This is a genomic window from Massilia sp. W12, from assembly GCF_037300705.1.
Taxonomy (GTDB): domain Bacteria; phylum Pseudomonadota; class Gammaproteobacteria; order Burkholderiales; family Burkholderiaceae_D; genus JACPVY01.
In genome coordinates, this window is record NZ_CP147776.1 from 1,171,298 (window position 1) to 1,197,716 (window position 26,419).

Here is a 26,419-nt window from a genome sequence, read left to right on the forward strand (position 1 = left end):
GATGATTCTCCAAAAGCTTGATGAATTTGACTGCATTGGTGTTGCTGTATGGAAATCATATTCGCCCAGCGCCGCGCGGCCAATCCAGCTCATCCCATTGCTGGCAGGATTCATCCCCTTGGCGCACAACGCAAAAAAAAACGGCATCCGCAGATGCCGTTTGATTTACCACCTAAAACTGATTACGGCGTAAAGCTGCCGGTCAGCGACATGCCGCTGTAAGCCTTGTAGCCCTTCACCAGCACATAGTAAGTGCCGGCTTTGGCGGTGGCAATCGAACAGGTTTCGGTGTTCGTGCTGCCATCAGACTTGCAGTCATAGCTGCTGGTGGTCGGTGCGCTGCCGAATTTGACATAGATATCCGCATCGCCCGTGCCGCCCGAGGTGACAAACTTGAGCTTGGTCGCGCCAGCCGTCACCGCCATGGTGTAGGTGGTGCTGCTGTTCAATGCGCCGGACAGGCCGGTTTTGGCCACGCCGTTTTGCAACACATTGCCGCCGCTGCTGGCCACGGTCACGGATTGGGTCTTGGTGGCGCTGGCGCCGCCGTTGTCCGTCACCGTCAATTTCACCGTGTAGGTGCCGGCGGCCGCATAGGTGCGGCTGGCCGGGCTGCCGCTGCCGGTTGTGCCATCGCCAAAGTCCCAGCTGCGCGAAGCGATGCTGCCATCGGAATCGGTCGAGGTGTCGGTGAAGGTTGCGCTCAAGCCATTCGTGCTGAAGGTGTAATTCGCCACCGGCGGATTATTCGTCGGCGTGCCGCCAATCGCTTTCAGATATGCGGCATACACGTCGATACGGCCATAACCGGCCACCGGATTCGGATAGGTGGAAGCCGGCACGCCGCCGCAGCTTTGCGTATTCGACACCGGCACAGCGGTGCTGCGCAGCAGGGTGGCGATTTGTTCCGGCTTACCGCGCAGGGACGGGTTGGCGGCGATCAGCAAAGCTGCCGCGCCGGCCACATGCGGGGTCGCCATACTGGTGCCGGAAATCGTGTTGTAAGCACCATTGCTCCAGGCCGAACGCACCGAGGAGCCGGGCGCGCTCAAGTCCGGTTTGGTGCGCGTCGCGCTGGCGACCGGGCCGCGTGAGGAGAAGCTCGACATGGTGTCGGTGGAGGTGGTCGAACCGACCGTCAGCGACGCGTCATACACTGCCGGCGGGTCGCCGATGGTGCTGCAGGATGAACCGTCATTGCCGGCGGCGGCGATCACCATGATGCCGGCGTTGACCACGTTTTGCACAGCGGTTTTCAGTGCGTCTTGCGAGGTGCAGCCTTCCGAGGTGGTGCAGCCCCAGGAGTGGCTGGAGATGTCCGGCGCTTTCGACGGATCAGGGTTTTGTCCGTTGACATCGGTCGGCGCAATCAGCCATTGCAAGCATTCGGTATAGGTGGCCGGGGTGCCGGCGCCGGCAATCATATTGCGGCAGCCTATCCACTTCGCGCCAGGCGCCACGCCGATCTGGTTGCCAGCCCCGTCGTCGCCGACCATGGTGCCGACAGTATGGGTGCCGTGGCCGTTGTCGTCACACGGGGTTTTGGAATTCGGCGCGCAGCTGGAGGAGCCGCTGTGGGTTGCGTCATACCAGTTGTAGTTGTGGTTGACCGATGTGCCATTCCAGCCGCGATACTTGTTTTTGATCGCCGGATGATCCCATTTGTAACCAGTGTCTTCGCCTGCGATCACCACGCCGGCGCCAGTCACGCCGGCGGCCCAGACTTTGGGCGCATTGATTTTATTCACGCCCCATTCCACCCCGGCCAGCGTGGCCAGGGCTTGCGCATTGTTGTCAGGCAGCAGAGGGCGTTTCTTTTGCAGCGTCGGGTTGCCGTAGATGAACACCACATCATCGCGCTCGGCCAGTTCTTCCAGCACGCTCTTGTCGGCTTTGACGTAGATGGTGTTGTTAATCCAGAAGGATTTGTGTTCGATGTCATTCTTTTCCAGCCATGCCAGCACATCTTTTTGCGCCTGGCCATGGGTGTTTTGCAGTTGCTTGACCCACAGATGGCGCTTGTCAAGCCAGTGCATATCCTGTTTCACCACGTTTTTGTCAGCCTGGCCCTTGATTTGGATCAGGGCTTCGAGCGGGCCTTTAACAATGCTTTGTTGTTGCAGCAGGCGGTCGATTTTGGTGACGTGCGCTTGTTGGGGGGATGCCAGGGCGGCGTTTGCGCACAGCACAGCGATGCTTGCAGCCAGCACTTGCCGGCGCAATGAAGAATTGCGGTTCATCTTGTCTCCTCAGATTTTTTTGGATGGGCTTTGCGGTCATTGCCGCAAATTGTCCCGTGGAATGCGCCGGTTGAAACCGGTCTGCAGTTTGATTTTCGCCACTGCAGATCGATTGTGGCATGCGATACCGGGGGTATGTCAACCGCTTTTTATATTGCCTTGCCGCAAAGCCATCAGAAAAAAAACAGGAAAATGCTGCATCAGCACACAGATTCCACGCGCTTTTGGTAAGCTTGCACGGTTTGACTGAATGCCTGCCTCATTTCATTCCCGGAGATTTTGATGTCGCACCGAATAATTTGCGCAGCAATCCTGCTTGCGCTGGCTGCTTGCAAGCCGCAAGAAGAGAAAAAAACCAAAGAAGCCGAACAAGTGCTCACCATCGTCAATGAAGACATCCATCAGGTTAAGTTGGGCAGCTTGGTCAGCGGCCCGGTGGTGACTGGCTCGGTGGTTCCGGAAAAGCGCGCCGATTTGCGCGCTGAAGTCTCGGCCATGGTGTTGCAAGTCTTGAAAGACAATGGCGATGTGGTCAAGCGCGGCGATTTGCTGATGCGCCTGGATGACACCGCGATTCGCGACAGCCTGCGCGCCGCTGAAGCCGGCGTGCGCGCGGCGCAGCAAGCCTTGTTGCAAGCGGAGCGGCAATTGGAGCGTCAGAAAACCTTGCGCGCTTCGGGCATGACCTCGAATCAGGCGCTGGAAGATGCTGAACTGCGGCGCGATGGCGCGAAAAATGATCTGGCGGCGGCGCGTGCGCATGAAGTGCAGGCGCGCCAGCAGCTTACCCGCACCGAAGTGCGCGCGCCGTTTGACGGCATCGTCAGCGACCGCAAATCCTCGGTCGGCGACAGCGCCATGCTGGGCAAGGAGTTGCTCAAGGTGTTTGACCCCTCCAGCATGCGCTTTGAAGGTCTGGTTGCGGCTGACAAAGTGGGGCAGCTCAAAGTCGGCCAGAAAGTCAGCTTTAAAGTGAATGGCTATGCTGAGAATGAATTTTCCGGCGTGATCAAGCGGATTGATCCGAGTGCTGACAGCGTCACCCGTCAAGTCGCTTTGCAGATCAGCTTTGAAGGCAAGGCGCCGGCGGTGGCCGGTCTGTTTGCAGAAGGGCGGATTGAATCCAACAGCCAGACCCGGATTGTCACTTTGCCGGAAAATGTGCTGGTTAAAAGCGGCGACGCCAGCTGGGTTTGGCTGGTGAATGGGGCGCGCTTGGAAAAACGCACGGTGCAATTGGGTGAGCGCGATATGCGCAGCGGCGAATGGGCGGTCAAGGCCGGCTTGCAGGCAGGCGATAAAGTCTTGCGCAATCCCGGCAGCAATGTGCGCGATGGCCAAAGCTTGAAATTCGGCTTGCCGCAGCCGGCCTCAGCTTCCGCCTCAGCTTCCGCATCTGTTGCGGCCAGCGCGCGCTGATTGCGGGAGTGATACATGTTTTTATCTGACTTCAGTATCCGGCGCCCGGTCGCCACCCTGGTCTTGATCATCACCTTGATGTTTCTGGGCCTGCTGGCCTTGAAAAAATTACGCGTCAACCAGATTCCGGATGTGCAACAGCCCATCATCGCAGTCGAAATCGCCTATCCCGGCGCGTCGCCGGAAGCGGTTGAACGTGAGATTCTGAACCGGCTGGAAAAGACCCTGCAAAGCGTGCCGGGCGTGAATAAAATCGAATCGGCTGCGCTGGACAGCTCTGCTGAGTTTGTGATTTTCTTCAATTACTCGAAAAACATGGTCGAAGCCAGCGAGGAGGTGCGCAACAGCATTTCCTCGGTGCGCTACAAAATGCCAACCGAAATGCGCGAGCCGGTCATTACGCGGATTGATCCAAGCGCCGAGCCGCTGGTGCAAATCTCGTTTGCCTCGACCAGCCAGAGCCATTCTGAAATTTCACGGATTGCCGAAGATAAGCTGGCGGATCGTTTCCGCGCGATTCCCGGCGTGTCCCTGGTGGAAGTAAGCGGCGCCTTAAAGCGCGAATTGAGCGTCTTGCTGCGCACCCAGAAGATGCATGAATTCAATGTTTCGCTGGGCGAAGTGGTGGCGGCTTTGCGCGATCAGAACGCGACTGCGCCGGTTGGCAAAATCAAGAGCACGATGGATGAAAAAAGCATCCGTCTGGTGGGGCGGATTGAAAACCCGCGCGAGTTTGAACAAGTCGTGGTGAAACGCAATGGCAGCGATGTCGTGCGCCTGGGACAGATCGCCACCATTCAGGACGGCTTTGCCGATCTGAACCGTTACAGCCTGCGCAATGGCAATCCGAATGTCGGCATTTTCATCACCCGTGCGCGCGACGCCAGCGGGGTGGCGGTGGCCAAACGGGTGCTGCAGGAAATCGACAAAATGAATCAGGAGTTTGTCCCCGGCACCAAGCTTGAAGTCACGCGCAATGGCGGCGAGGAAGCGCAAAACAGCCTCGACAATGTGACCCGCTCGCTGATTGACGGCGCGATTTTGACGGTGCTGGTGGTATTTATCTTCCTCAATTCATGGCGCTCGACGCTGATTACTGCGCTGTCATTGCCGACTTCGGCGATTGCCGCTTTCATCGCCATCTGGCTGTGCGGCTTTACGCTCAACTTCATGACCCTGCTCGGCCTTTCGCTGGCGATTGGCGTGTTGATTGACGATGCGATTGTGGTGCGCGAAAACATTGTGCGTCACTTGAATATGGGGAAAGACCGCAAACGCGCCGCCGCCGAAGGCACGGCGGAAATCGGCATGGCGGTGGCCGCCACCACATTCTCGATTATCTCGGTGTTTATTCCGGTGGCCTTTATGTCTGGCGAATCGGGCGAGTGGTTCCGTCCCTTTGCACTGACAGTGGCGGCTTCCGTGCTGGTGAGTCTGGCGATTTCCTTCACGCTGGATCCGATGCTCTCGGCCTACTGGGGCGACCCGCCCGGCTATCATGAGCAAAAGAAAACCGGCTTGGGAGGCTTGCTTGACCGTTTCAATCACTGGTTCGACAGTTTGTCGCACGGCTATCAGAAAGTGATTGCCTGGGCGCTGCACCACCGGATTTTGATGGCCATTATTGCGGTAGCCTGTTTTGCCGGCGCGATTGTGTTGCAGATTAAAACCGGCGGCAGCAGCTTTTTGCCCAAATCCGACTATGGCCAGATGTTGATTGAAGTGCGCACCCCGTCCTCGGCCAGCGTGCAATATGCGCGCGCCAAGGTGGAAAGCGCGGCGGCGATGGCGCGCAGCATTCCGGAAACCAAGGCTACCAGCAGCGTGATTTTTGTCGGCGGCGGCCGGGTGTATGTCGATATCGGCAAGAGCACCACGGGCCGGCGCAGCATTCAAGTGGTGGCGGCGGAGTTGCGCGAACGTGTGAAAGGTCTGGTTGGCGCGGAGTATGTGGTGTTGGATGATTTGAACAATGGCGCGCGCAAACCGGTGCAAATTGAGTTTTACGGGCCGGATGCGCGCAAGCTCAATGAAATCGCCGACCAATTCATGCTCGATTTGAAAAAAGTCAAAGGCGCCGCCGATGTCGGTTTGTCTGAGCTGGAGCCGAAAGATGAGTTGAAAATCGAACTCAAGCGCGGTCTGGCCAATTCCCTGGGGGTATCGGCGAATGATGCGGCGCAAGCCTTGCGGGTGGCGTTTGCCGGGGTCGAAGTGGGCGACTGGATTGATCCATCGGGCGAAACGCGCGACGTGGCGGTGCGCCTGCATCCGCAAGACCGGGTCAGCCTGGAAAACATCGAACGTCTGCCGATTTCCATCGGCCAGGGCAACAGCATTCCGCTGAGTCAAATCGCCGATATCAGCATCGGCAAAGGCCCGGCCAAGATTGCGCACAAAAACGGCAAGCGCACCATTTCCGTGTCCGCCAATGCGGAAGGACGTTCGCCGGGTGAAATCACGCAAGATGCGGTGGCCTTGGCCAAAACCATCAAATTCCCGCCCGGTTTTGGCGTGGAATTGGGCGGCGATTCACAAACCCAGAATGAAGTTTTCAGCGAAATGGGGATTGCCCTGGTGATGGGGATTGCGCTGATGTATTTGATTCTGGTGATGCAATTCGACTCCTTCACTGCGCCGATTCCGGTCATGCTTTCACTGCCGCTGTCTTTGATCGGGGTGGTGATTGCGCTCAAGCTGACCGGCCACACGCTGAACTTGATGAGCTTCATCGGCATCATCATGTTGGCCGGTCTGGTGGCCAAGAATGCGATTTTGCTGCTCGATTGCGCCCGCCGTGAAGAAGAAAGGGGTATGGAGCGTGAAGAAGCCTTGATGTATGCGGGGCGTATGCGTTTGCGTCCGATTTTGATGACCACCTTCGCCCTGATCGCCGGCATGATGCCGGTGGCCATCGGCGCGGGCGAGGGCGGCGAGTTTTACGCCCCGATGGCCGTCGCGATTATCGGCGGCACTATCACCTCGACCTTGTTGACGCTGCTGGTGATCCCCAGCTTTTACGACAGCATTGAAAAGAGCCGGGATGGGGCCATCGCCAAATACAAAATGCGCGCCATGCGCCGCAATCCGTTTCTGGCCTTCATGCAAACTTTTGTCGAAGCGATTTTGACCTTGCTGATGCTGCGTTTCTGCTATCGCATGGTGTTATGGATGTTTGGCCGGCGTCAAACCGCGTAATATGAAGGGAAGCAGTTGGGGCCGCCTGGTGCGGCCCTTTTTCTTTGGTGGCGATTCAGCTTTGGATGCGGGCGCGCAGGCAAAAAAAAAGCCCACCGGTTCGGCAGGCTTTGAATCTATTTCCAGGAGGAGAATAGAGGAGACGGTTTGCATTATGCGCGCGTATCCGGCGGGAATCCAATTTTTATTTCTTATAAGAAATATAGCGCTGGTGAATACCCTTATAAGATTGCATGATAACCGGATGCATAAAACCTGATAATGCTGAATGTCTCCTCTGCCGCTTAAATCAGCGCCAGCGCCGGGCTGCCATCCTGATAGCTGGCGTGGTAGCAGCGGGTGCATTGCGGGCAAAACAAATGCGCCACTTTTACAGAACGCTGCCGCAGCACCAGCAAGAGATGCTGATCTTCGCAATACGGGCAGGTTTCGCGCATTGCGCCACAGGTTTGAATCTCATCTTCAGTCTGAAATCCATCGTCACGCATCACGCCTTCGATGATATTGGCCGGATTCAATTCGGTCAGCACAAGCACAGGCGGCATCAGATCGGGGTTGCGCATATCAGCGTGGTTTTCTTGCTCCTGGCTTAAAGTATTCATTTCAATAACTCCTGTCAGACAAGTGGCGATCATTCAAACCTGGTGTAAACACGGGAAATCTGCAGCGTGCCGGGCTGGCAGCCCGGGTATCAGAAAAAACCGACTGCGCAAACGGCAGAACGGGGCATATTTCATCGACTTGTTGCATAACAGCCCGGCCGGGCGCGGCAAAGTCGGCAAAATCATTCCCTGCCTGCAGATTTATCGCGAAGATTCTCTGACCCCGACAGCTTGCATGGAGGCGGGCAATTCAGCAGGAACTTGGTCAGGAAGACAAGACGCTGGCCAAGCTTTTTGAGAATATCCTATTTTTTGCCAAGAGCAAGGCAGGCGGTGCGGGATTTTTTTTGCGCCTGTTGTCAGCCAGCCGCAGTGCTCACAGCGCCAGCCCGGCTTGCCGCAGCAGCGCGCCCAGGCGGCCATTGTCCTGGATTTTCTGCATGCCCAGATTGAAGGCTTGCAAAAACTGCTGGTGTCCGGCACGTTTGCGCGAAAAGGCCAGATGTTGCGCCTGTTGCTCCAGCGGCGCGGCATGCCAATCCAGCGGGATGCGTGAATCCGCCAGCCGGCGCGCAATCAGCCAATGGCCCGTGTGTTTTTCCACCAGCGCCAGATCAAGCCGGCCAAGCGCCAGCTTGCGCAGGCTGGTGGCGTCGTCCAGGCTGTCAAACGTATTCAGCTGCAAGCCGGCCAGGGCGGGCGGCAGGGGATAGCCGCGCACAATGCCGATTTTGAAATACTTTAATTCACTCAATTCCTGCCAATTGAATTGCCGGCTTTGTTGTTTGAAAAAGCCCGGTTGCATATTCGCGATCGGCAGGGAATAGGCAAGCGCGGCGTCGTTTTCACGCGGCGGCAAGGCCAGCAAGGCGTCAAACAGGCCGGATTGCACCTCGCTCAAGGCGCGCGCCCAGGGCAGAAAGTGCAGTTGCAAGCCCAGTCCCTGGGTTTGCAGGGCCAGTCGGACAATCTGCGATAACACCCCGCCATGCGCCAGCGTCGGCCCGCTCCAGGGCGGGAAATCAGCCGCCGCCACATGCAAGACATGGCCGCGCGCTTGCGCAGGAAGCAGGCAAGCCAGGCCAGAGGCGAGCAATAGACGGCGGCCTTGCAAGACGGTGAGTGACTTCAAGTGCAAGCTCCCATTCTGCGCGCCGGCGGATGCTGGCGGCTCTTTGCCAGTATTTGCGATTTACGGCCAAAGCTCAAGTGCGGCGCATAAAGGGCAAACCGTGCGATAGCATTGAAACAAGTCGCACACAAGCAATTTGACAGGCGGAAATCCGTCCCGCTACACTGCCCCCTTGCCAACTTGAAGAGGAAGTCTGATGAGCGCACAGCCTATGCCCGCAGGATTATGGGAGATTCCGGCGCGCCACGCGCCCGCACTGGCGCAGCGATTGCAGCATCTGATCGACCATAAAACCAAGCCGCCCGGCAGTTTGGGACAGTTGGAAGCGCTGGCTTTGCAAATCGGTCTGGTGCTCGGAACAGAGCAGCCGCGCATTGCCCAGCCCGGCATGCTGGTGTTTGCTGCGGACCATGGCATCGCGGAAGAGGGCGTGTCGGCTTTTCCGCAAAGCGTGACCTGGCAGATGGTGGAAAATTATCTGGCCGGCGGCGCCGCAGTGAATGTGTTTGCGCGTCAGCATGGTTGCCAGCTGCAGGTGGTGGACGCCGGCGTGAAGCATGAATTCGGGCCGCGTCCCGGTTTGCTGTCCCATAAAATCGCCTGGGGCAGCCGCAATTTTGCGCGTGAAGCGGCGCTCACGCCGGCTGAATGTGAGCAGGCCTTGGCTTGCGGGCATCAATTGGCCCAGGCGCAGCCCGGCAACCTCTTATTGCTGGGGGAAATGGGCATCGCCAACACCAGCAGCGCGGCGCTGTTGATGCATCATTTCACGCAAATTCCGCTGGCGCAGTGCGTCGGGGCCGGCACTGGCTTGGATGCCGCCGGTGTGGCGCATAAGCTGGCGGTGTTGCAAGCCGCGCTGCAATTCCACGGCCCCCGGCGCGATCCGCTGGCTGTGCTGCAAACCTTTGGCGGGCTGGAAATCGCCATGCTCTGCGGCGCCATGCTGGGCGCGGCGCAAGCCGGCAAATTGATTCTGGTGGATGGCTTTATCGTCACCAGCGCCTTACTGGCGGCGCATGCGCTGGCCCCGCAGATTCTCGATTACTGTATTTTTTCACATTGCTCCGACGAGGCGGGACATGCCGCCATGCTCAATTTCCTTGGCGTGCAACCTTTGCTAAAACTCGGTCTGCGCCTGGGCGAAGGCTCCGCTGCGGCGCTCGCCTTGCCGCTGTTGTATTCGGCCTGCGCCTTCCTGTCTGAGATGGCCAGTTTTGACAGCGCCGGCGTGAGCGGCAAGCTGGACCCGGCATGAGCTTCTTGCGCTGGCTGGCGCTGCAAGTGCGCTTGTTCTTCATCGCCCTGCAGTTTTTCACGCGCATGCCGACGCCGGCCTGGGTCGGCTTTGAGCCATCCTGGCTGCAGCATTCGGTGCGCTATTTCACTGCGGTCGGCTTGTTGCTCGGCCTGATCCTGGCCGCTTTGTATGGCCTGCTGTGCGCTTTCTTCAATCCTTTGCTGGCGGTTTTGCTGTCCGGGGCCGCCGGTTTATTGCTGACCGGGGCCTTTCATGAAGACGGCTTTGCCGATATGTGCGATGGCTTTGGCGGCGCTTACACGCGCGAGCGCGCACTGGAAATCATGGTGGATTCGCGCATCGGCGCGTTTGGCGCGATTGGCATTTTCACTCTGCTGGCGTGCAAAATCGGCGCGCTCAGTCAATTTCAACCCTTGCAGGGCATGGGCGCGATTTTGCTGGCCCATCCGCTCTCGCGCCTGGCTTCCTGCAGTCTGATTTGGCGCATGCAATATGTGAAAGGGGAGGGCAAGGCCAAACCGCTGGCGCAGCAAATGAGCCATGCGGAATTCGCCTGCGCTGCGCTGTTTGTTTTGCTGCCATTGGCTTTGCTGTGGCAGAGCGGCATTTTCAGCGCGCCGCAATTGCTGTGCGCGCTGGCGCTGGTGGTGCTGGCGACACTGGAAATGGCGCGCCGCATGCTGAGCAAAATCGGCGGCTATACCGGCGACTGTCTCGGCGCCACGCAGCAGGTGACAGAGGTCTGTTGTTATCTGGGTTTGCTGGCGCACCTGCCCTGGTGTTGCGAATGATGGCGCAGGCGTTTTTGATCCGTCATCCGCAAGTCGAGGGCAGCGGCTTGTGTTATGGCCGCACTGAGCTGGATGTGACAGAACAGGCGCTGCAAGCGGCTTTGGCGCGCTGTTTGCCGGACTTGGCGGCAGTCCCGCCGCTGCCCTTGCTGAGCAGTCCGGCGTTACGCGCGCGCCGTCTGGCGCTGGCAGTGCAAGCGGCGCGCGGCGCGGCGCCATACAGCCTGGCCCCGGGCTTTCAGGAAATCGACTTTGGCGAATGGGATGGCAAGACTTGGGAGCAGATCGGCAAACAAGCGCTGGATGAATGGGCGGCAAATCCTGTGCATTTCGCCGCGCCCGGCGGCGAATCGCTGTGCGATATGGCGCAGCGCGTATTGTTGGCCTGGCGCGATTTACGCCGCCAATTCCCGCAAGGGGCGATCGTGGTTTGTCACGGCGGCCCGATGCGCTTGTTGGCGGCGCAGTGCGCTGATCCCACACTGCAGCAAGCTGCGCAGCTGGCGCAAGCGGCACTCGACAGCGCCTGGCGACCGGAATTTGGCGCCTTGCTGACGCTGCCCTATCCGCCTTAGTTTCAGGCTGTTACGCCGCCAGGGTTTGCGCGCGCAGGCGTTGCGCGGCTTGCACCATATTCCGCAACGCCGGGCGGACTTCCTCCCAGCGCCGGGTTTTCAGGCCGCAATCCGGGTTCACCCACAGGCGTTGGGGCGCAATCCGTTGCGCCGCCAGACGCATCAATTCTTCCATTTCACTCACGCTTGGAATGTTGGGCGAATGGATGTCGTACACACCGGGGCCGAGTTGATTCGGATAATCAAAATTGGCGAAAGATTGCAACAGCTCCATATCTGAGCGTGCGCTTTCAATCGTCGTGACATCCGCATCCAGCGCGGCAATCGCTTCAATAATGTCATTGAATTCTGAATAGCACATATGGGTGTGGATCTGGGTGGCGTCCTGCACCCCGTTGGCGCTGATGCGAAAGGCTTGCACTGCCCACTCCAGATAGTCGCGCCAGGCGCTGCGCTTGAGCGGCAGACCTTCGCGCAGCGCGGCTTCATCAATCTGGATGATGCCAACGCCGGCGCGCTCCAAGTCCAGCACTTCGGCGCGGATCGCCAGCGCCAATTGGCGGCAAGTTTGCGCCAGCGCCTGATCGTCGCGCACAAACGACCAGTTGAGCATGGTGACGGGGCCGGTCAGCATGCCTTTGACCGGTTTGGCGCTCAGGCTTTGCGCGTAGCTGATCCATTCCAGCGTGATCGGCTGTGGCCGGCTGACATCGCCATACAAAATCGGCGGTTTGACGCAGCGCGAGCCATACGACTGCACCCAGCCGTGTTGCGTAATGGCGTACCCCTGCAGATGGCTGGCGAAATATTCCACCATATCATTGCGTTCAGCTTCGCCATGCACCAGCACATCCAGCCCGAGCGCTTCCTGCTCTTGCACGCAGTGCGCAATCTGCGCTTGCATGATGCGGCGGTATTCCTCGCTGTCGATATGTCCCTGGCGGTGGTGGCTGCGCGCCTGGCGGATTTCCGCTGTTTGTGGAAAAGAACCGATCGTGGTGGTGGGCCAGGCCGGCAGTTGCAGCTTGCCGGCCTGCAGCGCGGCGCGCTGTGGAAACGGACTCTGTCTTTGCGCCATCGCCGGGGTGAGGCTGGCCAGCGCTGCTTGCACCTGCGGGTTGTGAATCAGGCGCGAATGGCGTCTGCGCTCAATCGCCGCGCTGTTGGCCACCAGCGCTTCTTGCACCCGGCTGCGGCCATGATTGATGGCTTGCGCCAGAATCTGCAATTCCTCCAGTTTTTGCCGCGCAAACGCCAGCCAGGAATAGATTTCCGCCGGCAAATCCTGTTCCAGCGTCAAATCCTGTGGCGTATGCAGCAGCGAGCAAGAGGGCGCGATCCAGAGGCGTTCGGGCAGCATGCGCGCGACCGGCTCCAGCCACGCCAGCACCGCATGCAAGTCTGTTTTCCATACATTGCGGCCATCAATCACGCCCAGGGACAGTATCTTTTGTTGCGGCCATTGCGCCAGCAGCGCTGGCAATTCGCTCTGATCATGCGCGACATCGACATGCAGACCGGCGCAGGGCAGGCTGGCGGCCAGGCTTGCATTTTCACCCAGGCGTTCAAAATAGCTGGCCAGCATGATCTTCAGCGGCGCCGCGCATAGCTGTGCGTAGGCGGATTGCAGTGCGAGTTTCCATTCATCTTCCAACTCCAGGCACAAAACCGGCTCATCGATCTGCACCCATTGCACGCCGCGCGCAGCCAGTTGCGCCAATAACCCGGCATACAGCGGCAAGAGGCGCGGCAGCAGTGTTTGCAGCAGGCTGATTTTGTCGCTGCCGTCGCGCGATTTGCCCAGCCATAGATAAGTGACAGGGCCTAACAACACTGGCTTGAGCGGGAGTTTGGCGGCCTGCGCCTGTTCAATTTGCGCCAGTAATAATTCCGGGTGCAGGGAAAAATGGCTGTCTGCTTGCAGTTCCGGGGCCAGATAGTGGTAATTGGTGTCAAACCATTTGGTGAGTTCCGCCGCCGCCACATTGCAACAGGCATCTTGTGCGCCGCGTGCGGCGCGGAAGTAGGCCGGCAAGCCGTCGCCATGCGCATAGGCGCGCTGAGGCAGATTGCCCAGCAAATAGCTGGTGTCCAAAACGTGGTCATAAAGCGAAAAGTCGGCCACTGGAATCCAATCCAGTTGCGCTTGCTGACGCCAATGTTGCGCGCGCAATTGCGCTGCGCAATCCAGCAGGGCTTGGCTGTCCTGTTTGCCTTGCCAGAAATTTTCCAGTGCGGTTTTCAATTCACGCTGCGCGCCCATGCGCGGATAGCCGAGATTGTGGGTGATGACCATGATTGCCTCCTTGTGAATGGGGACATCTTAGTCAGTTCTTTGCATGAATAAAAATGGTATTATTTCATCAATCAATCAAATTTTTTCATGGATAGGGCGATGCTGGAGCGACATCATCTGGAAATCATCATGCAAGTGCAGCGCACCGGATCATTCACCGCCGCCGCTGCTGCCTTGTGTCTGACGCAATCCGCTTTAAGTCACAGTGTGAAAAAACTGGAACAGCATGCCGGTTGCGCGCTTTGGTTGCGTGAGGGACGCAGTGTGCATCTGACGCCAGCCGGGCGCCATCTGTTGAGTCTGGCGCAGCGCTTATTGCCGCAGTTTGAGCATGCGGAACAGGTGTTGCGCCAATACGCGCAAGGTTTGCGCGGCTATTTGCGGATCGGGATGGAGTGTCACCCCTGCTATCAGTGGCTGCTGCAACTGGTGGCGCCGTATCTGGCAGCCTGGCCGGAGGTGGATTTGGATGTGCGCCAGAAATTTCAATTCGGCGGCGTGGCGGCCTTGGAAAGTGAGGAGATTGATTTGCTGGTGACGCCCGACCCGCCGGCGCGCGAGGGTTTGCAGTTTGTCCCGGTATTTGATTACGAGCAGGTGCTGGCGATCTCGCCGCAACATCCCTTTGCTGCGCAAAGCTGGATCACGCCACAGCAAATGCGCAGCGAAACCCTGATTTCCTACCCGGTGCCGATTGAGCGGCTGGACATTTACAATCAATTTTTACTGCCGGCAGCCTGCGCCCCTTTGCGCCATAAAACCATTGAGACCACCGACATCATGATGCAAATGGTGGCCAGCGGGCGCGGCGTGGCGGCCTTGCCTTTGTGGCTGGTGCAGGAATATGCGCAAAAATTGCCGATCAAAGCGGTGCGGCTGGGACAGCAGGGCATCAGCAAGCAGATTTTTCTGGGGATTCGCGGCGCGGATGTGGAGGTGGCCTGGTTGCAGGCTTTCATCAAACTGGCGCGCGAGCACAAGATGTGAGTGCGGAAAACTGGCGCTGAAAAAGCGTGCGCACAAACAAAAAAAGCGCCGACTGTTTCCAGTTGCGCTCTAATTGCCGGATTTTTGGTGCCCACGGAGGGACTCGAACCCCCACACCTCGCGGCACATGGACCTGAACCATGCGCGTCTACCAATTCCGCCACGTGGGCATAAATCTGTTGCAAAAGCCGGGAGATTGATGAAAACACTTTACAGTGTTGCGGTGATGGTGCCCACGGAGGGACTCGAACCCCCACACCTCGCGGCACATGGACCTGAACCATGCGCGTCTACCAATTCCGCCACGTGGGCATATCAAAAACCATTGCTTTTGCATCAGAAAACAGCTGCTTCACATCGCTTGGTGCCCACGGAGGGACTCGAACCCCCACACCTCGCGGCACATGGACCTGAACCATGCGCGTCTACCAATTCCGCCACGTGGGCGATGCTGGAAGCTGCTTTGATGTTTTTTCGCAGCGCTTGCGGCGTCGCGAAAGATTGAAATTATATAGCGTTTCAGGCGCTTTGCAAGCAAATCCAGGAAATTTTTATGTTTTACAGGCAAATCTGCAGCGGGATTGCAAAAAAAGCGCGGCGCGCAAGCCACAACTCCGGTACACTTGCGGCTCATGATTATATGTCAAAGCAATAATAAATACAGTGAGTTACCATAAATATGCTATCCCAAGCCGGGAAGATATCCTCGGCATACTGCGCTTGCAGCGCAATCCTGTGAATCTGGACGAATTGAGCGATGCGCTCGGCGTTTCCAGTGAAATCCACGATGGTCTATTGCGCCGCTTGCAGGCAATGCAGCGCGATGGCCAGTTACGCCGCGATAAGCGCGGTCTGTACTCTTTAGTTGAACAGAATGACTTCATTGCCGGCCGCATCAGCAGCCACCGCGACGGCTTCGGCTTTTTGCTGCCCGACGACGGCAGCGATGATGTGTTTCTGCCGGAACGTGAAATGCAAAAAGTCTTGCACGGCGATCAGGTGCTGGTGCGGGTTACCGGCATGGACCGCAAAGGGCGGCCAGAGGGCACGATTGTCGAAGTCACGGCGCGCGCCAACACCCATGTGATTGGCCGTTTGCTGCAGGATAACGGGGTGTGGCTGGTGGCGCCGGAAGATAAGCGCATCGGGCAGGACATTCTTGTATATGGTTCGCCCGGCAAGGCGCGCGCCGGACAGATTGTCAGCATCGAGCTGGTTGAGCAGCCTTCGCGCTACACCCAGCCGGTCGGCAAAATTGTCGAAGTGCTGGGCGAGGTGGATGATCCGGGCATGGAAATTGAAATCGCGGTGCGCAAATTCGGCGTGCCGCATGTCTTTTCCAAAGGCGCGCTGAAGCAGGCCGCCGCGCTGCCGGAAATTGTCGTGCCGGGCGATTTGACGGGCCGGGTGGATTTGCGCGATGTGCCGCTGGTTACGATTGATGGCGAAGACGCGCGCGATTTTGACGATGCCGTCTATTGCGAACCGGTCAAATTTGCGCGCAGCAATGCCTGGCGTTTGATCGTCGCGATTGCGGATGTCAGCCACTATGTGAAACCGGGCGCGCCGCTGGATCACGATGCGCTGGCGCGCAGCACCTCGGTGTATTTCCCGCGCCGCGTGATTCCGATGCTGCCGGAAAAACTCTCAAATGGCCTGTGCTCGCTGAATCCGGCGGTGGACCGCTTAACCCTGGTGTGCGACGCAGTGATTTCGGCCAAGGGCGAAGTCAAGGCTTACCAGTTTTACCCGGCGGTGATTCATTCCGCCGCGCGCCTGACCTATACCGAAGTGGCTGCGATTTTGGGCAACAGCAAGGGTGTGGAAGCGGAAAAACGCGCCGCCATCGTGCCGCAGCTGAATCATTTGTACGGCGTATTCCAGGCCTTGCACAAGGCGCGTGCGCAACGCGGCGCGATCGAATTTGAAACCACCGAAACCTATATTGTCTGTAATGCGAACGGCAAGATTGAAAAAATTCTGCCGCGCACCCGCAATGACGCGCACCGCTTGATTGAGGAATGCATGCTGGCGGCGAATGTTTGCGCTGCCGATTTCCTGCTGCGCAACGGGCAGGAAACCGTGTTCCGGGTGCATGCCGGGCCATCTGAGGAAAAACTCACGCTCTTGCGCAACTTCCTGCAGCAATTGGGCTTGCGCTTGGGCGGCGGCGAGCAGCCCACGGCGCGCGACTATGCCGAATTGATGGAAAAAATCAAACCGCGCCCGGATGCAGTGTTGTTGCAAACCATGTTGCTGCGCTCGATGCAGCAGGCGGTGTACAGCCCGGACAATATCGGCCATTTCGGTCTGGCGTTTGAAGCGTATGCGCATTTCACCAGCCCGATCAGACGTTACCCCGATTTGCTCACGCACCGTGCGATCAAGGCCGTGCTGGCCGGCAGCCATTATCAGCCGCAGGGCATTGATGCGGCGGCTTTGAACACCACCATGCCGGGGCGCGGCAGAAACAAAGGCGGCAAAGACGGCAAAGAAAATAAAGACAAGCCCGTCCAGCCGGGTAAGCCGAAACACGCAGAGGACGATCAACACGCCATCTGGGAAGCGCTCGGTTTGCACTGTTCCTCGAATGAGCGGCGCGCGGACGAGGCCAGCCGCGATGTGGAAGCCTGGCTCAAGTGTTATTTCATCCGCGATAAACTCGGCGAGGAATTTTCCGGCACCATTTCCGGCGTCACCAGCTTTGGCGTGTTTGTTCAGCTGGATGCGCTGTTTATCGAGGGACTGGTGCACATTTCCGATTTGGGACATGACTATTTCGTGTATGACGAGACGCGCCATGATTTGCGCGGGGAAAACACCGGCAAGCGCTATCAGCTGACCGACCGGGTCACGGTGCAGGTCTCGCGCGTTGATCTGGAAGCGCGCAAAATTGATTTGCGACTGGTGGAGCCGGGCGAATCGGCGCAGGATCAGGAACGCGCCGGCCTGGCGCGCATGCGGCGGAAAGCCAGCGTGCCGCAAACCCGTGGCAACGCCCGCGTGGCCAAGGACGAAGAGCTGTTCGCAGCGGAATTGCCGGCGCGCCGCGCGAAAGGCGGCAAGAGCGGTAAAAATGGAAAAACGGCGGCGCGCGCGGTGGCTAAAAGCCCGCGCAAAGCGGCAAAAAGCAGTAAAAAGCGTTGATCACAACGCGCAACAAGGATTGATGGAATGAAAAACAAATTTATTTTCGGCTTTCACGCCGTAACCTCGCGCCTGCGTCATGCTGCTTCCAGTATTGAGGAAATCTATGTCGAAGCGCAGCGCCAGGACCGCCGCATGCTGGATTTGCTGGCGCAAGCCAAAGCCGCCGGGGTGCGTGTGATTATGGCGGAGGGCGTGCGCCTGGATCAGATGGTGGGCACGCGCCGCCATCAGGGCGTGGTGGCGAATGCTGAACCGCTGTCATTGGCGCGCAATCTGGATGAGCTGCTGGACATGGTGCAAGGCCCGCCCTTGCTGATGATTTTGGATGGCATCACCGATCCGCACAACCTCGGCGCCTGCCTGCGCGTGGCCGATGGCGCCGGCGCGCATGCGGTGATTGTGCCGAAAGACCGCGCGGTCGGCCTGAATGCGACGGCGATCAAGGTCGCCAGCGGCGCGGCTGACAGCGTGCCTTACATCACCGTCACCAATCTGGCGCGCACCATGCGCGACTTGAAAGAGCGCGATATCTGGTTGATCGGCGCGGCTGACGATGCGCCGCAGGATTTATACCAGGCCGATTTTGCCGGCCCCTGCGCGATTGTGATGGGATCAGAAGGCGAGGGTATGCGCCGCCTGACCCGTGAAACCTGCGATTTGCTGGTATCGATTCCGATGGCCGGCGCGGTGGAAAGCCTGAATGTGTCGGTGGCCTCCGGCGTGTGCCTGTATGAAGCGCGCCGGCAACGCATGGCGCGTGCATGAGGCATGTGCAGAAAATGCGCTAAAACAGTAAGATGGATATCCGTTCTTATTGATACAGGAAAGCCATGTTCAGCCGCATCAGGGAAGATATCGCCAACATCATGCAACGCGACCCCGCCGCCCGTACGGCATGGGAAGTGTTGACGTGTTACCCGGGTTTGCACGCCTTGATTATGCACAGGCGCGCAAATTGGTGTTGGCGGCATGGGCTGAAGTGGCTGGGGCGCTTTATTTCCCACCTGGCGCGGGTCTTGACCGGGATTGAAATCCATCCCGGCGCCACCATTGGCCGCCGCGTGTTCATCGACCACGGCTTTGGCGTGGTGATCGGCGAGACGGCGGAAATCGGCGACGATTGCACTATTTACCAGGGCGTGACGCTGGGTGGCACCAGTCTGACCAAGGGCGCCAAGCGCCATCCGACGCTGGAGCAGGGGGTGATTATCGGCGCCGGCGCGCAAGTGCTGGGCGGCTTCACCGTCGGCGCTTACGCCAAAGTCGGCTCGAATGCGGTGGTGGTCAAGCCTGTCCCGGCAGGCGCGACGGCGGTGGGCAATCCTGCGCATCTGGTGCAAAAAGATCAACCCAAGGGCGATCATGCCTTTGTCGCTTATGGCGTGACCGGCGATGATCCGATGTCCAAGGCCATGCGCGGCATGCTGGAGCAATTGGCGCTGCAGGAAGCGCGCATCAACGCCATGATTGCGCAAATGAAGGCGGCTGGCATTTGCTGTCAGGAAGTGCCGCCGCCATGCCAGGATTTCGATGCCGAGCGCATCAGTAAAATGGTGGATTGAGGAGGCGTGAGATGAGTGATCAAGAAGAATTCAGCCCTTTTGAAGTGCGCGTATTGGCGGTGCTGGCGGAAAAAGAAGCCATCACCCCCGATAATTACCCGCTTTCCATCAATGCCTTAACCAATGGCTGCAATCAGCTCACCAGCCGCGATCCGGTGATGGAATTATCCGAATCCACGGTGCACGATGTGCTGCAGGGCTTAAAGCAAAGAAAACTGGTCTCGGAAGTGCAGCAAGCCGGCGCGCGCGTGGTGAAATATGAACATCGCATGCGCATCAAATGGAGTTTGGAGCCGGACAAACTGTGTGTGCTCACGCTCTTGATGTTGCGCGGGGTGCAGACCGCCGGCGAATTGCGCAGCCGCAGCACGCGCATGCACGAATTCGCCAGCCTGGCGGATGTCGAAAAAGCGCTCCAGTTCTTGCAGGATAAATATCCGCCGCTGGTGGTGAAACTGCCGCTGGCGCCCGGAACCAAGGAAGTGCGCTACGGCCACACCCTGTGCGGCGAAGCCGCTTTGCAACAGGAAATGCTGGTGGCGGAGCGCAGCAGCCCGGCGCAACTGCGCTCCAGTTTGGAGCAGGAAGTCGCCGCCTTGCGCGCCGAAGTGGCGGAACTGCGCCAACAATTCGCTGATTTCAAAAAACAATTTGAATGAATCAGGCGCCGTTTGCGCGCCGCTTTCCTCAAACACGAACGCCGGCCATGCCGGCGGCGTTTTTTGCACAACCAGGATACGCATGTTTTTCACCGATCCCGCCCTGATTCCCGCCTTCAAACCTGAGCTGCGCCTGCACGCCTTGGATGCGGCGCGCGTGATTTTGCAAAGTGAGCGCAAGCGCAACAGCTTAAGCGCGCCACATCTGCGCGCATTATTGCAAGCGATTGACGGCCAGCGCAGCGTGCAAGCGCTTCTGGCCGGACTGGATGCGCCGGCGGATACTGCGCTGGCCATGTTGGAACAGCTGGCGCAAGCCGGTTATTTGCTGGCGCTCGATGCGCAGCAGGCCGCGCAACTGCAAGCCGCGCCGCAGCAGATTGCATTCTGGAACCTGCTGGGTGCGGATGGCATGCAGGCCGCCAGCCGGCAGCCGCAAGTCGCTTTGCACATCCTGCCCCGGGCGCAGGGACAGACGCTGGCCCCTGAACTGTTGCGTGCGCAGTTACAGCAAGCCGGTTTGACGCTGCAGCAAGAGGCGCGCTTCGTGATTGTGTTGTGCAGCGATTATCTTGATCCCGATTTGCTGCGCGCAGCGCACGAGCTGCAGGCCGCCGGGCGCGTTGCCTTGCCCTGCAAACCGAATGGCGCACAAGCCTTGATCGGGCCGCTTTTGCATCCGCAATTCGGGTCTTGCCCGCATTGCCTGCAATTTTGGATAGGACATAACCGCCCGCTGGAAAAAGTTTTGCAACGCGCACCCGGCGCGCCGCAAGACCTAATGGAAGCGCCATGCGCCGTCACGCCGCACAGCCTGCAAGCCGCTTACGCCATGCTGGCGGCGGCGGCAGCGCAATTGCTGCACACCCAGCAAGACCGGATTCCGCTCAAAGATCATCTGCTGGCGTTTGATTTCGCCAGCTTTACGCAGCAGCGCCAGCGCCTGGTTGCGCGGCCCCAATGTCCGGCCTGCGGCGATGCCGGCTGGATGGCGCGCCAGGCGCAGCAGGCCCCGCGCCTGCAGCATGTGGGCGGGCAATTGCTGCGCGATGGCGGCTACCGCCAGCGCGACCCCGGCGCCACCTGGGAACAATACAAACATCTGGTCAATCCGGTATGCGGGCCGCTGGCCTATCTGCATCCGATGCCGCGCCGTCACAGCGGTTTGCGCAAAGTGTATGTGGCCGGCTATCTGGTCAGCCCGCAGCAGATGCCGGCAGACAACAGCTTCGATAAAATTTGCGCCGGCAAGGGACAGAGTGATGAGCAGGCCCGCGCCAGCGCACTGTGTGAAGCGCTGGAGCGTTACAGCGGGGTGTATCAGGGCGATGAGTTGCGCCGCCGCGCCAGTCTGGCCGACTTGCGTGCGGAAGGCGCTCAGGCGCTGCATTTTAATGAACTGCAGCAATTCAGCGCGCGCCAATATGCCATGCGCGAGCAAATCAATGCCGCCACCCAAGACCGCCGGCGCCAGGTGCCGCAGGTTTTCACCGAAGAGACCGAAATTGACTGGACGCCGGCCTGGTCGCTGCTGACGCGCAGCCAGGTTTGGTTGCCGCTGACCTATTGCTACGCTGAGGCGCCGCCCGCATCCGGCAGCGCCTACGGCATACACAATCCGAACGGCGCAGCCGCCGGCAATGGCTTGGAAGAAGCGATTTTGCAAGCCTTTTTGGAATTGGTGGAGCGCGACGCCACCGCGATCTGGTGGTACAACCGTCTGGCCCTGCCGCAAATTGATCTGGCCAGTTTTGGCGATCCCTATTTTCTGCGTTTGCAGCAGGAATATGCGGCGCTGGGCTGGCGCTTGTGGGCGCTGGATTTAACGCATGATCTGGGCATCTCCGTCTGTGCTGCGCTGGCGTATAAAGAAAGCAGCGGACGTTATGCCATCGGTTTCGGCTGTCATCTGAGCGCACATCTGGCCTTGCAGCGCGCCTTGACCGAAGTGAATCAGTTATTTGACCCGGAAGATGAAAAACTGCAGCCCTGGGATGCGACTTTATTGGGCGATCCGGCCTTTTTGCAGGGACAGGGCGTGCATCAGGCTGCGCAGCTGCCGAGCTGCGGGGGCAAAGATTTGCTGCAGGATCTGGAATTTTGCCTGGACGCATGCCGCAAGGCCGGCTTGGATTTTCTGCTGCTCGATAAAACCCGTCCCGATATCGGCTTATCGGTGGTGCAAGTGGCGGCGCCGGGATTGCGCCATTTCTGGCCGCGCTTTGACGCCGGGCGTTTATATGATGTGCCCTTGGCGATGGGCTGGCGCGAGCGCGCCTTGCGCGAAGAGGAATTGAATCCGGCGCCGTTGTTTTTGTAAGCGCGGGGCTGGCTGGTTTTAAGGCGATGGAATGATTGTTGCCGGTCTGGCAGTGCGCACCCGGATTGCTTTGCGTATCCAGCGGTGTCGGACGCCGGCATATCGCTACGCTCAACCCGGCCTGCGCGCCTGTCTTTTTGTGAATTGCTGTTATGGTCCCCCCGACAGGAATCGAACCTGTATCCCACGCTTAGGAGGCATGTGTACTATCCATTGTACTACGGGGAGGCCGCGCCAAAAGCTGCTGGCAATTATAGTGCATTTGCCGGCTGATTCCCGGTTTGTGCGGCCGGATCTCGCAATGCGCCATCAGGCGCGCGCCGGGCAAAACCGTTTGCCGGGCGCGCGCAAACTCCGCATTCCTTAAAACGGCTTCACCACCACCAAAATCACCGCCAGCAACAGCAATACCACCGGAACTTCATTAAACCAGCGGAACCAGGTATGGCTGCGGGTGCAGGTTCCAGCCATCAATTTTTTCAATAAGCTGCCGCAGGCATGGTGATAGCCCAGAATCAGGGCCACGATAAACAGCTTGGCGTGCAGCCAGCCATTGCCGGGGCCGCGCCCGATGCCATAGCCGGCCCACAGCCAGATGCCGAAACCAATCGCCGGCACTGACAAAATCGTCATAAAACGGTAGAGCTTGTGCGCCATGATGTACAAACGCATGCGCGACGTCGCGTTTTCTTCCATCGCCACATTGACAAAGATGCGCGGCAGATAAAACAGGCCGGCAAACCACGAGACCACGAAAACGATGTGTAAAGCTTTGATCCAGAGCATGATATTCCTTGAAGAGGGCAGTGAAAAAGCGCGCCTATTGTAACGAAAGCGCGAGCCGCGCATGGAAATCAAGTACAATCAATCGAAAATAACAGAACAACCGTGCTTTTTTATGCTCCGGGAGACCGCATGGATCTGCAATACAGCCCCGAACACCAGGCTTTCCGCACCGAAGTGCGCGCCTTCATCGCGCGCGCCTTACCCCCTGAACTGGCGCACAAAGTGCATTTGCACCTGCGCTTATCCAAACAAGATTATTTACGCTGGCATACCATCGTCGCCGCCCAAGGCTGGGTCGGCGCCTCATGGCCGCAGGAATACGGCGGCACAGGCTGGGATCCGATCCGCCGCCATATCTGGGAAGAAGAATGCGCACAGGCCGGCGCGCCCATCATCATGCCCTTCGGCGTGAATATGGTGGGGCCGGTGATTATGGCGTTTGGCTCGCCCGCGCAAAAAGCACACTATCTGCCGCGCATTCTGTCTGGCGAAGATTGGTGGTGCCAGGGCTATTCCGAACCGGGGGCTGGCTCCGATCTGGCTTCGTTGCGCACGCGCGCTGAAAAAGTGAGCGGGCAAGACGGCAGCCAATATTGGTTAGTCAACGGACAAAAAACCTGGACCACGCTGGCGCAACACGCCGATATGATTTTCTGCCTGGTGCGCACCGATCCGCAAGCCCGCAAGCAGGAGGGAATTTCCTTCTTGCTGATTGATATGAAAAGCCCCGGCATCACGCTGCGCCCGATTCATATGCTGGACGAAGAGCACGAAGTCAATGAAGTCTTCTTTGATAACGTCAAAGTGCCGCTGGAGAATCTGGTCGGCGCGGAAAATCGCGGCTGGACTTACGCCAAATATCTGCTCGGCCATGAGCGCACCGGCATCGCAGTGATCGGGCGCTATAAACACGATCTGGCCGCGCTCAAACGCTTAGCCGCGCGCCAGCAAAACCATGGCCGCGCGCTGCTGCAAGATCCGCTGTTTTCGGCCAAACTGGCCAGCCTGGAAATTGAATTGATGGCGCTCGAAGTGACCGTCTTGCGCACCCTGTGCAGCCAGCATCAGGGGCCGGACGCCAAAGCCTCGCTGCTCAAAGTGCGCGGCACCGAGCTGCAACAGGCGATTTACGAATTGCAAATGGAAGCCATCGGCCCGTATGGCTTGCCGTTTGAGCCGGATTATCTGGAGGGCAGGGCAGAGGCGCCGCACACCGGCTTTGCCGATGCCGCCGCACTGGCCGGGCGCTATCTGAATTTCCGCAAAGCCTCAATCTATGGCGGCTCGAATGAAATTCAGCGCAATATCATCAGTCAATTGATTCTCGGCCTGTAAGGAGCGGCGATGGACTTTACTTACTCCACGGAACAGGAACAACTGCGCGAAGCCTTTGCACGCTGGCTTGAGCATGAATATGACTTCGCCGCGCGCCGCGCCATCATCCACGGCGCCGGCGTCTCGGACGCCGCCTGGCAGGGCTTGAGTGAGCTTGGTTTGCTTGCCCTGGCTGTGCCGGAAGAGGCCGGCGGCCTGGGCGGCAATCTGTTTGATCTGGGGCTGGTGATGCAAGAAGCCGGGCGCGCCTTGCTGATTGAGCCGTATTGGGCCACCATCAGCGCGGCCTGGCTGTTGCAGCAAGCCGGCGGCCAGCAAGCCGTCTTGCAGCGCATCGCCCAGGGTGAGGTGAAATGCGCCCTGGCCTGGCAAGAGCGCGCCGCGCGCCATGATTTGCAGCACATCGCCTGCCGCGTCGATGTCAGCGACGAAGGCTTTGTGCTGGATGGCGAAAAAACCGTGGTGATTCACGGCGCGCAGGCGGATTACCTGATTGTCTCGGCGCGCAGCAATGGTGCGCCGCATGATGAAGATGGCGTCAGCCTGTTTCTCGTACCGGCCCACACCCCCGGTTTAAGCCGGCGCGAATACCGCACCCTGGACGGCATGCGCGCCGCCGATATCCTGTTTGAACAAGTCAGCCTGCCGCCCTCCGCCTTGTTGGGACAGGCTGGCGGCGGCTGGGCGCTGTTGCAAGGCGGGGCCGATTTCGCCCGCCTCTTGCTGTGCGCAGAAGCGTTTGGCGCGATGCGCGCGCTGTTTGATGCGACCTTGGAGTATGTCAAAACCCGCCAGCAATTCGGCGCCCCGATTGGCAAATTCCAAGCCCTGCAACACCGCCTGGCGGATATGTATATGCAGCTGGAGCAGGCGCACTCGATTTATTTGCTGGCCTGTGCGCAAGCGCCGCAAGCCAGCGGCGCGGCGCGCGCGCGCCTGGTTTCCGCCGCCAAAGCGCGCATCGGCCAGGCTGCGCGCTTTATCGGCCAGCAGGCGGTGCAATTGCATGGCGGGATCGGCGTGACAGACGAATTGCAAGCCGCGCACTGGTTCAAGCGCTTGAGCATGATTGAAATCAGCCTGGGCGACACCGATTGGCATCTGGCGCGCTTTGCCGCCAGCAGCGCGCAGGAGGCATGATGACCTGGTATTTTGAAGATTTTCAGCCGGGACAGGTGATCGACGCCGGCTGGTGCGGGATGGAAGCGGATGAATTGGACGCCTTTGCGCGGCGCTATGATCCGCAAAGTTTTCACATCGATCCGGCAGCGGCGGCCAACTCGATTTACGGCGGCATCATCGCCAGCGGCTGGCATACCTGCGGCTTGATGATGCGGCAAATGGTGGATACGGTGTTAGGCGATTCCGCCAGCATGGGTTCGCCCGGCATAGACCAGATCCGCTGGTTGGCGCCGGTGCGCGCCGGCGACCGTTTGCATGTCACTGCGCACACCCTGGATGTACGCGCTTCACAATCCAAACCTGATCGCGGCATCGTGCATTGGGAATGGCAAGCTCACAATCAAGACGGCGTATTAGTCGCCACCATCACCAGCAAAGGCATGATAGGCCGTCGCCCGACACAGGAGAAGATATGAATGCCCGCGCCCCCATGCCGGCCCGCGTGTTGAAGCGCGCTGATTTACCCGCATTGATCGGGCAAGAGTTAGCCTGCTCGGATTGGTTTTTGATTGACCAGGCGCGCATCCAGGCATTCGCCGATGTCACCCTCGATCAGCAATGGATACATACCGACCCCGAGCGCGCCGCCGCCAGCCCGTTTGGCGGCACGATTGCGCATGGTTTTTTGAGTTTGTCCCTGGTTCCACATTTCATGCAGGAATTAATCGCCTTTGAAGGGGTGGCCTATGGTTTGAACTATGGTTTGAACCGGGTGCGTTTCCCCAGCCCCTTGCGCGCCGGCAGCCATGTGCGCGCGCACATCACATTAGGCGGGGTGGAGCAAATCGAAGGCGGCGCGCAATTAAGCTGGCAGGTCTTGATTGAAGCGCGCGATTTGAGCAAGCCGGTGTGCGTGGCGGAAATGCTGACGCGCGTGATGTGGCAGGCTGCTGACAGTTAAGCAGGCCAGAGTATCCGCAATGC

22 protein-coding genes and 4 tRNA genes are annotated in these 26,419 nt (G+C 59.0%); 17 read left to right on the plus strand and 9 right to left on the minus strand.

Going from position 1 to position 26,419, the window contains the following annotated elements; all coding sequences use genetic code 11:
* Positions 1 to 48: 48 nt before the first annotated feature.
* Positions 49 to 222: a hypothetical protein gene (locus V8J88_RS04820; RefSeq protein WP_338848145.1), complete on the plus strand. Its 174-nt coding sequence runs from the start codon at positions 49 to 51 to the stop codon at positions 220 to 222.
* Here V8J88_RS04820 and V8J88_RS04825 read toward each other — a convergent pair.
* The gene (locus V8J88_RS04825; RefSeq protein ID WP_338848146.1) at positions 183 to 2,240 is read right to left on the minus strand and encodes a S8 family serine peptidase; all 2,058 of its coding nucleotides are present in this window, start codon (positions 2,238 to 2,240) and stop codon (positions 183 to 185) included. The two genes, V8J88_RS04820 and V8J88_RS04825, sit on opposite strands and share 40 nt — an antisense overlap.
* A gap of 282 nt (positions 2,241 to 2,522) precedes the next feature.
* Between V8J88_RS04825 and V8J88_RS04830 the strand changes: the two genes are divergently transcribed.
* From V8J88_RS04830 to V8J88_RS04840, 3 genes are read left to right on the plus strand one after another with little or no spacing between them, the layout of a single operon-like run.
* Positions 2,523 to 3,659, plus strand: coding sequence for an efflux RND transporter periplasmic adaptor subunit (locus V8J88_RS04830; RefSeq protein ID WP_338848147.1), 1,137 nt, complete (start codon positions 2,523 to 2,525; stop codon positions 3,657 to 3,659).
* 15 nt (positions 3,660 to 3,674) lie between these two features.
* Positions 3,675 to 6,857: an efflux RND transporter permease subunit gene (locus V8J88_RS04835; RefSeq protein ID WP_338848148.1), complete on the plus strand. Its 3,183-nt coding sequence runs from the start codon at positions 3,675 to 3,677 to the stop codon at positions 6,855 to 6,857.
* 1 nt (position 6,858) lies between these two features.
* Positions 6,859 to 7,116 carry a hypothetical protein gene (locus tag V8J88_RS04840; RefSeq protein ID WP_338848150.1) on the plus strand — a complete coding sequence of 86 codons (258 nt, stop codon included), beginning with the start codon at positions 6,859 to 6,861 and terminating at the stop codon, positions 7,114 to 7,116.
* A 25-nt stretch (positions 7,117 to 7,141) separates the two neighbouring features.
* Here the strand turns inward: V8J88_RS04840 and V8J88_RS04845 are convergent, their stop codons facing one another.
* Both V8J88_RS04845 and V8J88_RS04850 read right to left on the minus strand, forming a co-directional pair.
* Positions 7,142 to 7,459 carry a hypothetical protein gene (locus V8J88_RS04845; RefSeq protein WP_338848151.1) on the minus strand — a complete coding sequence of 106 codons (318 nt, stop codon included), beginning with the start codon at positions 7,457 to 7,459 and terminating at the stop codon, positions 7,142 to 7,144.
* A gap of 376 nt (positions 7,460 to 7,835) precedes the next feature.
* Positions 7,836 to 8,591: a transporter substrate-binding domain-containing protein gene (locus V8J88_RS04850; RefSeq protein WP_338848152.1), complete on the minus strand. Its 756-nt coding sequence runs from the start codon at positions 8,589 to 8,591 to the stop codon at positions 7,836 to 7,838.
* A gap of 196 nt (positions 8,592 to 8,787) precedes the next feature.
* Here V8J88_RS04850 and cobT point away from each other — a divergent pair, with 196 nt between their 5' ends.
* The 3 genes from cobT to V8J88_RS04865 are packed head-to-tail and all read left to right on the plus strand — an operon-like array spanning position 8,788 to position 11,218.
* Positions 8,788 to 9,849 carry a nicotinate-nucleotide--dimethylbenzimidazole phosphoribosyltransferase gene (gene cobT / locus V8J88_RS04855; protein WP_338848153.1) on the plus strand — a complete coding sequence of 354 codons (1,062 nt, stop codon included), beginning with the start codon at positions 8,788 to 8,790 and terminating at the stop codon, positions 9,847 to 9,849.
* On the plus strand, positions 9,846 to 10,643 hold the full coding sequence (locus V8J88_RS04860; protein ID WP_338848155.1) for an adenosylcobinamide-GDP ribazoletransferase: 798 nt from the start codon (positions 9,846 to 9,848) through the stop codon (positions 10,641 to 10,643). Before cobT ends, V8J88_RS04860 begins: the two co-directional genes overlap by 4 nt.
* Positions 10,640 to 11,218, plus strand: coding sequence for a histidine phosphatase family protein (locus V8J88_RS04865; RefSeq protein ID WP_338848157.1), 579 nt, complete (start codon positions 10,640 to 10,642; stop codon positions 11,216 to 11,218). Before V8J88_RS04860 ends, V8J88_RS04865 begins: the two co-directional genes overlap by 4 nt.
* Before the next feature lie 10 nt (positions 11,219 to 11,228).
* On the opposite strand, the gene metE is transcribed toward V8J88_RS04865, so the two are convergent.
* Positions 11,229 to 13,514, minus strand: a complete 2,286-nt coding sequence (gene metE / locus V8J88_RS04870; RefSeq protein ID WP_338848158.1) for a 5-methyltetrahydropteroyltriglutamate--homocysteine S-methyltransferase — start codon at positions 13,512 to 13,514, stop codon at positions 11,229 to 11,231.
* 99 nt (positions 13,515 to 13,613) lie between these two features.
* Here metE and V8J88_RS04875 point away from each other — a divergent pair, with 99 nt between their 5' ends.
* Positions 13,614 to 14,501 carry a LysR family transcriptional regulator gene (locus V8J88_RS04875; protein WP_338848160.1) on the plus strand — a complete coding sequence of 296 codons (888 nt, stop codon included), beginning with the start codon at positions 13,614 to 13,616 and terminating at the stop codon, positions 14,499 to 14,501.
* Between the two features lie 85 nt (positions 14,502 to 14,586).
* Here V8J88_RS04875 and V8J88_RS04880 read toward each other — a convergent pair.
* The 3 genes from V8J88_RS04880 to V8J88_RS04890 all read right to left on the minus strand — a co-directional run bounded on the left by V8J88_RS04880 (position 14,587) and on the right by V8J88_RS04890 (position 14,948).
* Positions 14,587 to 14,671, minus strand: a tRNA-Leu gene (locus V8J88_RS04880).
* Positions 14,672 to 14,728: 57 nt separating this feature from the next.
* Positions 14,729 to 14,813 (minus strand) — tRNA-Leu (locus V8J88_RS04885).
* Positions 14,814 to 14,863: 50 nt separating this feature from the next.
* A tRNA-Leu gene (locus tag V8J88_RS04890) sits at positions 14,864 to 14,948 on the minus strand.
* Positions 14,949 to 15,164: 216 nt separating this feature from the next.
* Here V8J88_RS04890 and rnr point away from each other — a divergent pair.
* The 5 genes from rnr to V8J88_RS04915 all read left to right on the plus strand — a co-directional run bounded on the left by rnr (position 15,165) and on the right by V8J88_RS04915 (position 22,192).
* On the plus strand, positions 15,165 to 17,648 hold the full coding sequence (gene rnr, locus V8J88_RS04895; RefSeq protein WP_338848162.1) for a ribonuclease R: 2,484 nt from the start codon (positions 15,165 to 15,167) through the stop codon (positions 17,646 to 17,648).
* A 27-nt stretch (positions 17,649 to 17,675) separates the two neighbouring features.
* Positions 17,676 to 18,416, plus strand: coding sequence for a 23S rRNA (guanosine(2251)-2'-O)-methyltransferase RlmB (rlmB, locus tag V8J88_RS04900; RefSeq protein WP_338848163.1), 741 nt, complete (start codon positions 17,676 to 17,678; stop codon positions 18,414 to 18,416).
* A 65-nt stretch (positions 18,417 to 18,481) separates the two neighbouring features.
* Positions 18,482 to 19,213, plus strand: a complete 732-nt coding sequence (gene cysE / locus V8J88_RS04905; RefSeq protein WP_338848164.1) for a serine O-acetyltransferase — start codon at positions 18,482 to 18,484, stop codon at positions 19,211 to 19,213.
* Positions 19,214 to 19,224: 11 nt separating this feature from the next.
* Positions 19,225 to 19,872 carry a YceH family protein gene (locus V8J88_RS04910; protein ID WP_338848165.1) on the plus strand — a complete coding sequence of 216 codons (648 nt, stop codon included), beginning with the start codon at positions 19,225 to 19,227 and terminating at the stop codon, positions 19,870 to 19,872.
* Positions 19,873 to 19,954: 82 nt separating this feature from the next.
* A complete protein-coding gene (locus V8J88_RS04915; RefSeq protein ID WP_338848167.1) occupies positions 19,955 to 22,192 on the plus strand; it encodes a TOMM precursor leader peptide-binding protein in 2,238 nt (745 codons plus the stop codon).
* A gap of 153 nt (positions 22,193 to 22,345) precedes the next feature.
* On the opposite strand, the gene V8J88_RS04920 is transcribed toward V8J88_RS04915, so the two are convergent.
* Together V8J88_RS04920 and V8J88_RS04925 are read right to left on the minus strand one after the other, a co-directional pair.
* Positions 22,346 to 22,420, minus strand: a tRNA-Arg gene (locus tag V8J88_RS04920).
* A gap of 135 nt (positions 22,421 to 22,555) precedes the next feature.
* Positions 22,556 to 22,978, minus strand: a complete 423-nt coding sequence (locus V8J88_RS04925; RefSeq protein WP_338848168.1) for a CopD family protein — start codon at positions 22,976 to 22,978, stop codon at positions 22,556 to 22,558.
* A gap of 129 nt (positions 22,979 to 23,107) precedes the next feature.
* On the opposite strand from V8J88_RS04925, the gene V8J88_RS04930 reads away from it, so the two are divergent.
* The 4 genes from V8J88_RS04930 to V8J88_RS04945 are packed head-to-tail and all read left to right on the plus strand — an operon-like array spanning position 23,108 to position 26,396.
* The gene (locus V8J88_RS04930; RefSeq protein WP_338848169.1) at positions 23,108 to 24,313 is read left to right on the plus strand and encodes an acyl-CoA dehydrogenase family protein; all 1,206 of its coding nucleotides are present in this window, start codon (positions 23,108 to 23,110) and stop codon (positions 24,311 to 24,313) included.
* Positions 24,314 to 24,322: 9 nt separating this feature from the next.
* Positions 24,323 to 25,453 (plus strand): acyl-CoA dehydrogenase, encoded by a 1,131-nt coding sequence (locus V8J88_RS04935; RefSeq protein ID WP_338848170.1) that lies wholly within the window; start codon positions 24,323 to 24,325, stop codon positions 25,451 to 25,453.
* Positions 25,450 to 25,911, plus strand: coding sequence for a MaoC family dehydratase (locus V8J88_RS04940; protein WP_338848171.1), 462 nt, complete (start codon positions 25,450 to 25,452; stop codon positions 25,909 to 25,911). Before V8J88_RS04935 ends, V8J88_RS04940 begins: the two co-directional genes overlap by 4 nt.
* Positions 25,908 to 26,396 carry a MaoC family dehydratase gene (locus V8J88_RS04945; RefSeq protein ID WP_338848172.1) on the plus strand — a complete coding sequence of 163 codons (489 nt, stop codon included), beginning with the start codon at positions 25,908 to 25,910 and terminating at the stop codon, positions 26,394 to 26,396. Before V8J88_RS04940 ends, V8J88_RS04945 begins: the two co-directional genes overlap by 4 nt.
* Positions 26,397 to 26,419 lie beyond the last annotated feature (23 nt).

Excerpts from the sequence above, each read along its gene's own strand:
- V8J88_RS04820 (WP_338848145.1), top strand. The coding sequence starts at position 49 with ATGGAAATCATATTCGCCCAGCGCCGCGCGGCCAATCCAGCTCATCCC.
- V8J88_RS04825 (WP_338848146.1), bottom strand. The coding sequence starts at position 2,240 with ATGAACCGCAATTCTTCATTGCGCCGGCAAGTGCTGGCTGCAAGCATC.
- V8J88_RS04830 (WP_338848147.1), top strand. The coding sequence starts at position 2,523 with ATGTCGCACCGAATAATTTGCGCAGCAATCCTGCTTGCGCTGGCTGCT.
- V8J88_RS04835 (WP_338848148.1), top strand. The coding sequence starts at position 3,675 with ATGTTTTTATCTGACTTCAGTATCCGGCGCCCGGTCGCCACCCTGGTC.
- V8J88_RS04840 (WP_338848150.1), top strand. The coding sequence starts at position 6,859 with ATGAAGGGAAGCAGTTGGGGCCGCCTGGTGCGGCCCTTTTTCTTTGGT.
- V8J88_RS04845 (WP_338848151.1), bottom strand. The coding sequence starts at position 7,459 with ATGAATACTTTAAGCCAGGAGCAAGAAAACCACGCTGATATGCGCAAC.
- cobT (WP_338848153.1), top strand. The coding sequence starts at position 8,788 with ATGAGCGCACAGCCTATGCCCGCAGGATTATGGGAGATTCCGGCGCGC.
- V8J88_RS04860 (WP_338848155.1), top strand. The coding sequence starts at position 9,846 with ATGAGCTTCTTGCGCTGGCTGGCGCTGCAAGTGCGCTTGTTCTTCATC.
- V8J88_RS04865 (WP_338848157.1), top strand. The coding sequence starts at position 10,640 with ATGATGGCGCAGGCGTTTTTGATCCGTCATCCGCAAGTCGAGGGCAGC.
- metE (WP_338848158.1), bottom strand. The coding sequence starts at position 13,514 with ATGGTCATCACCCACAATCTCGGCTATCCGCGCATGGGCGCGCAGCGT.
- V8J88_RS04875 (WP_338848160.1), top strand. The coding sequence starts at position 13,614 with ATGCTGGAGCGACATCATCTGGAAATCATCATGCAAGTGCAGCGCACC.
- rlmB (WP_338848163.1), top strand. The coding sequence starts at position 17,676 with ATGAAAAACAAATTTATTTTCGGCTTTCACGCCGTAACCTCGCGCCTG.
- cysE (WP_338848164.1), top strand. The coding sequence starts at position 18,482 with ATGTTCAGCCGCATCAGGGAAGATATCGCCAACATCATGCAACGCGAC.
- V8J88_RS04910 (WP_338848165.1), top strand. The coding sequence starts at position 19,225 with ATGAGTGATCAAGAAGAATTCAGCCCTTTTGAAGTGCGCGTATTGGCG.
- V8J88_RS04915 (WP_338848167.1), top strand. The coding sequence starts at position 19,955 with ATGTTTTTCACCGATCCCGCCCTGATTCCCGCCTTCAAACCTGAGCTG.
- V8J88_RS04925 (WP_338848168.1), bottom strand. The coding sequence starts at position 22,978 with ATGCTCTGGATCAAAGCTTTACACATCGTTTTCGTGGTCTCGTGGTTT.
- V8J88_RS04930 (WP_338848169.1), top strand. The coding sequence starts at position 23,108 with ATGGATCTGCAATACAGCCCCGAACACCAGGCTTTCCGCACCGAAGTG.
- V8J88_RS04935 (WP_338848170.1), top strand. The coding sequence starts at position 24,323 with ATGGACTTTACTTACTCCACGGAACAGGAACAACTGCGCGAAGCCTTT.
- V8J88_RS04940 (WP_338848171.1), top strand. The coding sequence starts at position 25,450 with ATGATGACCTGGTATTTTGAAGATTTTCAGCCGGGACAGGTGATCGAC.
- V8J88_RS04945 (WP_338848172.1), top strand. The coding sequence starts at position 25,908 with ATGAATGCCCGCGCCCCCATGCCGGCCCGCGTGTTGAAGCGCGCTGAT.